The sequence below is a fragment of the Burkholderia sp. Bp8963 genome, assembly GCF_003854275.1.
In the GTDB taxonomy this organism is placed as follows: Bacteria; Pseudomonadota; Gammaproteobacteria; order Burkholderiales; family Burkholderiaceae; genus Burkholderia.
On record NZ_QTQP01000206.1, the window covers coordinates 1 to 253 of the forward strand.

At 54.2% G+C, this 253-nt stretch carries 1 pseudogene; it reads right to left on the reverse strand.

Annotated elements, in window-relative coordinates:
• Positions 1-125: 125 nt before the first annotated feature.
• Positions 126-253: pseudogene (locus tag DID96_RS38640) on the reverse strand (transposase); the annotation flags it as partial.

The following is a 253-nucleotide window of genomic DNA, read 5'->3' on the forward strand; positions in this document are numbered from 1 at the left end:
ACGACGTGCTCGCGGCTACACGAACTTCGAAACTATGCGCACCGTGCTGTTCCTGATCGCAGGCAAGCTCGACTTCACTTCGATCAACCCGCATACCGCATAACCCATTCAGATTTCAAAAGAGCCACTTTTTTTCTGAGAACCAGCAGCGCCGCCGCTTCGGCCAGTGCCTTCTCCTTGCGCTGCAATTCCTTCTCGAGTTGCTTGATGCGTCGCTTGTCTTCTTTGGAATGTTGACGTTGCTCGCGCGCCT